Annotated in this window: 5 protein-coding genes and 1 pseudogene; 2 read left to right on the forward strand and 4 right to left on the reverse strand. The window is 62.4% G+C overall.

The genetic code is table 11. The annotated features are described in order from the left end of the window. Positions 1-162: 162 nt before the first annotated feature. Together ACFQ2S_RS17895 and ACFQ2S_RS17900 are read left to right on the forward strand one after the other, a co-directional pair. Positions 163-561 (forward strand): annotated as a pseudogene (locus tag ACFQ2S_RS17895) (transposase); the annotation flags it as partial. Positions 562-1,175: 614 nt separating this feature from the next. Next, positions 1,176-3,809 (forward strand): ATP-binding protein, encoded by a 2,634-nt coding sequence (locus ACFQ2S_RS17900; RefSeq protein ID WP_386076564.1) that lies wholly within the window; start codon positions 1,176-1,178, stop codon positions 3,807-3,809. Between the two features lie 269 nt (positions 3,810-4,078). Here ACFQ2S_RS17900 and ACFQ2S_RS17905 read toward each other — a convergent pair whose 3' ends face one another. From ACFQ2S_RS17905 to ACFQ2S_RS17920, 4 genes are read right to left on the reverse strand one after another with little or no spacing between them, the layout of a single operon-like run. Then, on the reverse strand, positions 4,079-4,468 hold the full coding sequence (locus tag ACFQ2S_RS17905; RefSeq protein ID WP_386076566.1) for a hypothetical protein: 390 nt from the start codon (positions 4,466-4,468) through the stop codon (positions 4,079-4,081). Positions 4,469-4,485: 17 nt separating this feature from the next. Next, positions 4,486-5,799, reverse strand: a complete 1,314-nt coding sequence (locus tag ACFQ2S_RS17910) for a B12-binding domain-containing radical SAM protein (protein WP_386076567.1) — start codon at positions 5,797-5,799, stop codon at positions 4,486-4,488. After that, positions 5,796-6,074 (reverse strand): acyl carrier protein, encoded by a 279-nt coding sequence (locus ACFQ2S_RS17915; RefSeq protein ID WP_386076569.1) that lies wholly within the window; start codon positions 6,072-6,074, stop codon positions 5,796-5,798. Before ACFQ2S_RS17915 ends, ACFQ2S_RS17910 begins: the two co-directional genes overlap by 4 nt. Then, the gene (locus ACFQ2S_RS17920; protein WP_386076571.1) at positions 6,071-6,415 is read right to left on the reverse strand and encodes a hypothetical protein; all 345 of its coding nucleotides are present in this window, start codon (positions 6,413-6,415) and stop codon (positions 6,071-6,073) included. The genes ACFQ2S_RS17915 and ACFQ2S_RS17920 overlap by 4 nt, the downstream gene beginning before the upstream one ends. Positions 6,416-6,592: the final 177 nt, after the last annotated feature.

Raw genomic sequence — 6,592 nt, forward strand, 5'->3', positions numbered from 1 at the left:
CGGCAGAAGTCCTGAACCAAGAGCAGGTTTGGTCCTTGCGGACCAAGGCGCCTTGGCAACCGTCCGCTATACGAGGAGCACGTTTGCCAAGGCGACGGTCATGCCCAGACTGGCCGACTTTTGCTCCGCCCAGTGGTCGGTTTTTGCGCCGCCGTTGACAATCTGCTTGAACAGATCCCCGAGGACGAAGACGTCGGCACCGTGACCGCCGATGGAGCCTATGACACGCGACGCTGTCATACTGCGATCCTCGCGCGCGACGCGATTCCGATCATCCCGATCCGCAAGAATGGTCGGTGGTGGAAGGAAGACTGCCCAGCCGCAATCACAAGAAATGAAACCCTCCGGGCCACCCGGCACTACGGCCGGGCCTTCTGGAAACGCTGGACAGGGTATCACGCCCGCAGCCGGATCGAGGCGAAGATGCGTTGCCTGAAATCCTTCGGCGAGCGCATCGCCGCCAGAGACCCCGACCGACAAACCGCCGAAATCCACATCCGCATCGCACTCATGAACCGCTTCAACGCCCTCGGCACCGCCGAGATCCTCCGCGTGGAATGACATCAACGGGGAAAGGGGAAATCACGCCTTAGGGCTGAATTGCGCAACAACGCCCCTCTGCCTCGCCGCGGATTGTTGGTGTCCATGACGTAGCGTCAGCAAACAACCTCGACACAGCCCGATCGAGACCGGCCCGAAGCTGCTGTTCCCCCCGGCGGGGGCGGTTTCTCGGTGCAAGCCGCCAAAGCGGCCTTCCGCTGTGCCTGCATGTTTCAACTGGCCCGTTGCACTAATCTTTTGGGCGCTTTGCGCAAGTCGCGCAACCTGATGGATTCCTTGCGCAAGGCGCCCGATCAGTACTTTCTGCGGAAAGAGCGTGCCCGGTTATCGCAGGTGACCGATTGACGGGAGGTTGAGGCGTTCTCGGTCGGCACGGTGGCGGGCATCGATGCGGTCAGGCACATCGTGGTAACCGGCGATCCTCAGGGCGCTCCGATCGTCGGCGAGGCTGGGTCGGCGGGCGAACTTGGATCTGATGCGGGCAAACATGAGGGTCTCCTTCTCTTCAAGCTATCTTCATGTTGCCGGAGTTCTTGGATCAGCGCGTCGGGAAGGCTCCCCATTTTCGGCAGATGCCGTTCCCCATTTGTTGTAGGGTTAGGATGGGGTGGTACATGGGTATCCCTACCGGTCCCATGCGAAGCCAGTCTATTGATGGAGAGCGGATGCTTCTGGAGAGGGAGAAACACCTGGATGCGCTTCGCAGGCTGCTCGACGGCGCGCGCGTCGGCAGTGGACAAACTGTGTTAGTCACCGGTGAAGCTGGGATCGGCAAGTCCACGCTGACCCGCGCCTTCCTGCGCGAGATTGACGACAGCGCGCGTGTATTGCGTGGCGCGTGTGAAGACCTCACTATCGCCGAGCCGCTGGCCCCGCTCCTGGACCTCGCCCGCGAGGCTGGCTGGACGCTTCCCGGTTCGCTCACTTCGGAGGGGAGCAGGACCGCCCTCTTTTCCGAGGCGCTTGACGTGCTCGCCGAGGGGCCCGGTCCGACCGTGATCCTCGTGGAGGATTTGCACTGGGCCGACGATGCGACGATCGACTTCCTGCGCTATGTAAGCCGCCGCATCGAGACGCGGCCGGTTCTCTTGATCCTGACCTCGCGAGACGATGAAGCTTGCGCGCAGGTGCTTGTCCGGCGCGTCGTCGGAGCGGTCGCACCTGACATGTTGACCCGGATGCAACTGGAACCCCTGTCGATTCAGGCGGTCTCTCGATTGGCCGAGACAGCCGGCCGAGATGCTGGCGAGATCTTTGACTTGACCGCGGGCAATGCTTTCTACGTGACCGAGCTACTGCGCACCGAAGCAGGTGGCCATCCGGTCAGTGTTCAGGACTCGGTGCTATTTCGTGCTGATCGGCTCGACCAGTCGGCCCGCAACGTCCTGAATTTGGTGTCGATCTTCCCGCGGCGGGCGGAATGGCCCCTTGTCGAACGACTTTCGGGCGGCGGCGAAGGGATATATGCCTGTCTTGAGGCGGGCCTTTTAGAAGAGGAGGACGGCTTCGTTGCCTTCCGTCACGAGTTGGCGAGGCGAGCTGTCGAAAAGGCGCTTGGCGATACGGAGCGGCGGCATCTCAATCAACGGCTCCTCGACCTCCTGAGGGAGAGCACAGAGACCGCACATGGGCGACTCATGCACCATGCAGCGATTGCCGGCGATCGAACCGCCGTCCGCGAATTCGCGCCGAAGGCGGCGACCGAGGCCGAGATGACCGGGTCGCTTCGGCAGGCGGCGGCGTTCCTTGCCCTCGCGGTAGAGACTGCCGCCGAGCTCGATTGGCGCCAGCGTGGCAGTCTTTTTGACCGCTACGCCTTCGCCGCGCATCAGATTGCCGATTATGTCGCGGCCATTGATGCCCAGAACGCCGCGCTGGAGACCTACAAGCAGGCAGGCGATATCGCTGGTGAGGGCGACAGCTATCGTCGGCTGTCCCGCTTTTCCTGGCTCATGGGCAAACGCGCGCTCGCACGAGACTATGCCGAGCGCGCATATCAAACGCTTGCCAACATGCGCGGACCGGAGCTTGCCATGGCACGCTCGACGATCGCCCAACTTGAGGTGCTCGACTACAACTATCCCGCGGTCGCCGAGCATTGCGAAGCGGCGATCGAGATCGCCGAGGAATTCAACCGCCCGGATATCATCGCACATGCGAAGAACAACCTCGGTATGGCGGTGATACATGTCGAACCGCAGCGGGCGAGGGAACTGCTCGACGAAAGCCTGCAAATATCTCTTGAAATCATGCATTCCGACGACGTCGCCCGGGCTTATACCAATCGCGCCTATGTCGAGATCGCCTTGATGGACCTGCCGCGAGCACTTGAGTTTGCAACCGCCGGGCGGGCGCATTCCAAGGCGCACGAGCAGGAGGGATTCTGGCATTACCAAAGCGGAACGGTCGCCTGGATCCTGATCTTTCAGGGGCGCTGGTCAGAGGCCGATGCCTATTTGGCCGACGCGTTCGATGGCATTTCCGAGGTAACCAACCGATCTCAGTCCTTCCCCGAAGCCTGTGCCATCATGTGGCTGGCGATGCGCCGGGGCGAGGAAGTTGATCAGCGCGCCATCGCCTATCTCGACGGTTTTGTTGCGGAGATGGACGAACTTCAGCGCCTTGCGGCATATGCCGAGGTGCAGGGAGAATTGGCCTGGCTCGGGCAAGCCGACCGGGACAGCGCCATGGCCCTGCTCGAACGGGTTGTCGACCGCGCAGGCGGGGCGCCGGAAGCCGTTCCACTTTCGCTGCTTTGGCTGCACAAGCTCGGTGGCGACGTCGACCGCGACCTGCCGGAATCGGTCATGCCGCCGGTTCGGCACGAAATCGCCGGCCGATGGAAGGACGCAGCCGATGCCTGGAGCCGCGCCGGGTTCCGCTACTTCGAAGCCCTCGCTCTTGCCGAAGACGATGTGGATGCCCGCGCCCGATCTGTCAGCCTCCTGCGCGATATGGGGGCGGAGGCTGTCTTGCGGCGTCTGGCGGGGTATTGGCGGGACCGTGGGCTCGCTACCAACTACCAGCCGCCGAGAAAGGTTCGACGTGACCACCCCTCCGGCCTTACACGCCGCCAACTCGAAGTGCTGGCCGCCCTGAATGAAGGGCTCTCGAACGCCGAAATCGCCGAACGCTTGTTCATTTCGGCAAAAACCGTCGATCACCATGTCTCGGCGATCCTTGCCCAGATCGACGTCGGCTCGCGCGGCGAGGCGGCTTCTGTGGCTCGCACCCATGGTTGGGTCTGAACGGTCGTCTTGAATGACCCTGGGCCTTCTCTGCATCGATTGTGTGCGAACGTCGGCTATTGTCGCCCTGATACGAACGAGACACTACTGCAGCGAAGGGCTGCTCACCGCCCTCCTGGTAGGTTTTTGCACCTGCGAGAAGACGCGATCAACCTTCCTTGTGGAACAGTTGAGATCGGCCCTGAGCCGCCATTCGCACTTGGTCACGCCTCCGAACCAGCAATTACAAGACCCGACGTTCGTGGATGACGCGGCAAAACTACTAAACGTTACGTGGCGGATCTTTCCTTCGATATCGACCACCACGCATAGGCGAATGCAAACAGGAAACCGAGGTCCATCCAGGCCCATGGCAGCCACATTGCCGGGATGCCGCTCGTGGCGTGGTACCAGAAGGCGAGAAAGACGTAGGAGGCTTTCAGGGCCATGCCGTAGGGGATCAGGTTCCGGTGGCGCTTCGGGTCGGTGGCGATATGCACGAACAGCGCCCCGAAGATCATGAGCAACAAGGCCGGAAACTCGACATAGGCCGGGTGGTTCGGGGGTGCGACCTCGAAAAACGCGAAAATCCTGTCATGTGCGAGAAGAAAACTCAGCCCCAGTAGCCCGTCATAAAGCCCCGCGACCACGAAAAGACGCTCCAACTGTTTCGTGTTCATTGGCGTTCCCCATCTGGTTAGGCAACGCGCCTGCGCTGCTTGGCAATCTCCATGAAACGGCGTCTCCGCCGGGCGAATTCCGGCGGGCTGTAAACCTCCGAGAACAGCCAACGCGCTCCTGCCTCCAGTTCGTCGACGCTCATCAGCCTGGGTCGGAAAGTGACGTCGAAAAGCGTGCAGCGATCCCAGAACCGGTCTGCGAGAAGGCGTTTCTCGCGGTGCAGACGGCGGTACAGCGGCGTTCCGGGAAACGGCGTCAGCACCGTGATCTGGGTTTCGAGCAAACCCGACTGCCGGATGAAATCCCGGACGTGCTCGAATGTCTCCGGTGTATGGGTGTCGAGGCCCATCACGAAGCACCCGTTCACGCTGATGCCGCGGGACTGGATGCGATCTATCGCCTCCATGTAACGGTCGGCGCGCCGCGCTTTCCATCCGTGCGGGTCGAGCCCGGCGAGGTCCGCCTGCGACGTGCCTTCGAGCCCGATCAGGATCTGCCGGCACCCGGCCTCGCGCATCGCGTCCAGCAGGTCGTTATCATCGGCAGCCGAGATATCGGTTTCGGTGAACCATCTCAGGTCGAGCGGCGCAATCGCCCGCAGGAATTCCTTTCCCCACCGCTTGTTCACGAAGGTGTTGTCGTCGGCAAACTCGACGAAGGCGGTGCCGACAGCCTCCGTTACCGCGCGCAGTTCGTCCACGACGAGATCGACGGGCTTTTGCTGGAAGCTGGACGTGATCCGCAGGCTCGCGGCACAGAACTCGCAGTCGATGGGGCATCCACGCGACGTCTGCACGGCCACGCGGTTGTAATCTCGGCCCCGAATGAGATCGAAGCGCGGTTTCACATAGGCATCCGGCGCAAAGACACCCTTGCGCAGCCCCTTATAGACCGGCTTCATGCGTCCGCCGCGAAAGTCGCGCATCAGTTCGGGCCATGCACCTTCAGCGCCATCAATGACGATGCTGTCGGCATGGGCCGAAGCTTCCTCCGGCATCAGCGAGACATGCAGGCCGCCCAGAACGACCGGAACGCCGATGGCGCGGTAACGATCGGCGAGCGTATAGGCCGCCTCGATCCGCGCGGTGAAGGACGAGATGCCGACGAGGTCGAACTGTTCGAGATCTCCAACGTCCGGCAGGGTGTCGATCTCGAGGTAGGTGATCTCCACATCTTCCGGTGTGAGGGCGGCAACGGTCAGCAGCCCGAGGCTCGGAAGGGAGGCGATTACCTCGCCCCGATGCACGAACTGGGGCAACGTGACCCCCATGTCGGCCAGCGCCTTGGACCTGACCCGAACGCCGGACATGGCGATCAGGCCGAGCCTCATGCCTCTTCCTCCCGGAGCTGCGGAGTCTTGTCCTGGATTGCCCGGAGTATCTTCGAGATCGTGGTCGCGGTTGTCAGCGCGCCGTCGTCGAAAAGGATGTCGAATTCGTCTTCCACGAATTCGTCTTCCACGGCGGCAAGGACCTCCAACCTTCCGAGGCTGTCGAGTCCCACCGCTTCGCCCAGATCCTCGTCGGTGCCGGTTTCGAGCGCCGAGCGGCCGCTGATCGTCGAAATCAGTTCGCGCAGCCATGCCTCGCGCCTGTCCGGTTTCATGGCATGTCTCCCCTTGCATCGGCGATCGCCGCGCGGGCGCCCAGCAGAAGGGCCAGCGTCACCGCCATCGCCGGAACGCTCATCAGGTACTTTGCCGGTTCGAAGAAGGCCGCGCCGATCAGCGTGAGCGGCAGGCCGACATTGCCGAAGTTCATGGCCCCGAGAGCCAGGCGCATCGACGCCTCGGAGCGATGTCTGCTGCCGAGTTGCCGTGCCAGCATGATGTTGAGTATTCCCAGCCCGAAGAAGGCGATATGGCCCAGCCTCAACAGGCGGCGCGGCAGCGCGTCGTAATCGCCGACCATCTCTGGCACGGGGATCGGACCGCCAAAAGACCCCATTCCCAACACCAGCCCGGTGTCAACGGCGGCGCAAAAACCGACCACTGGGCGGAGCAAAAGTCGGCCAGTCTGGGCATGACCGTCGCCTTGGCAAACGTGCTCCTCGTATAGCTGACGGTTGCCAAGGCGCCTTGGTCCGCAAGGACCAAACCTGCTCTTGGTTCAGGACTTCTGCCG

Source organism: Tropicimonas aquimaris (genome assembly GCF_042676185.1).
GTDB classification, from domain to species: Bacteria; Pseudomonadota; Alphaproteobacteria; order Rhodobacterales; family Rhodobacteraceae; genus Tropicimonas; species Tropicimonas aquimaris.

Excerpts from the sequence above, each read along its gene's own strand:
- ACFQ2S_RS17900 (WP_386076564.1), top strand. The coding sequence starts at position 1,176 with ATGGGTATCCCTACCGGTCCCATGCGAAGCCAGTCTATTGATGGAGAG.
- ACFQ2S_RS17905 (WP_386076566.1), bottom strand. The coding sequence starts at position 4,468 with ATGAACACGAAACAGTTGGAGCGTCTTTTCGTGGTCGCGGGGCTTTAT.
- ACFQ2S_RS17910 (WP_386076567.1), bottom strand. The coding sequence starts at position 5,799 with ATGAGGCTCGGCCTGATCGCCATGTCCGGCGTTCGGGTCAGGTCCAAG.
- ACFQ2S_RS17915 (WP_386076569.1), bottom strand. The coding sequence starts at position 6,074 with ATGAAACCGGACAGGCGCGAGGCATGGCTGCGCGAACTGATTTCGACG.
- ACFQ2S_RS17920 (WP_386076571.1), bottom strand. The coding sequence starts at position 6,415 with ATGGGGTCTTTTGGCGGTCCGATCCCCGTGCCAGAGATGGTCGGCGAT.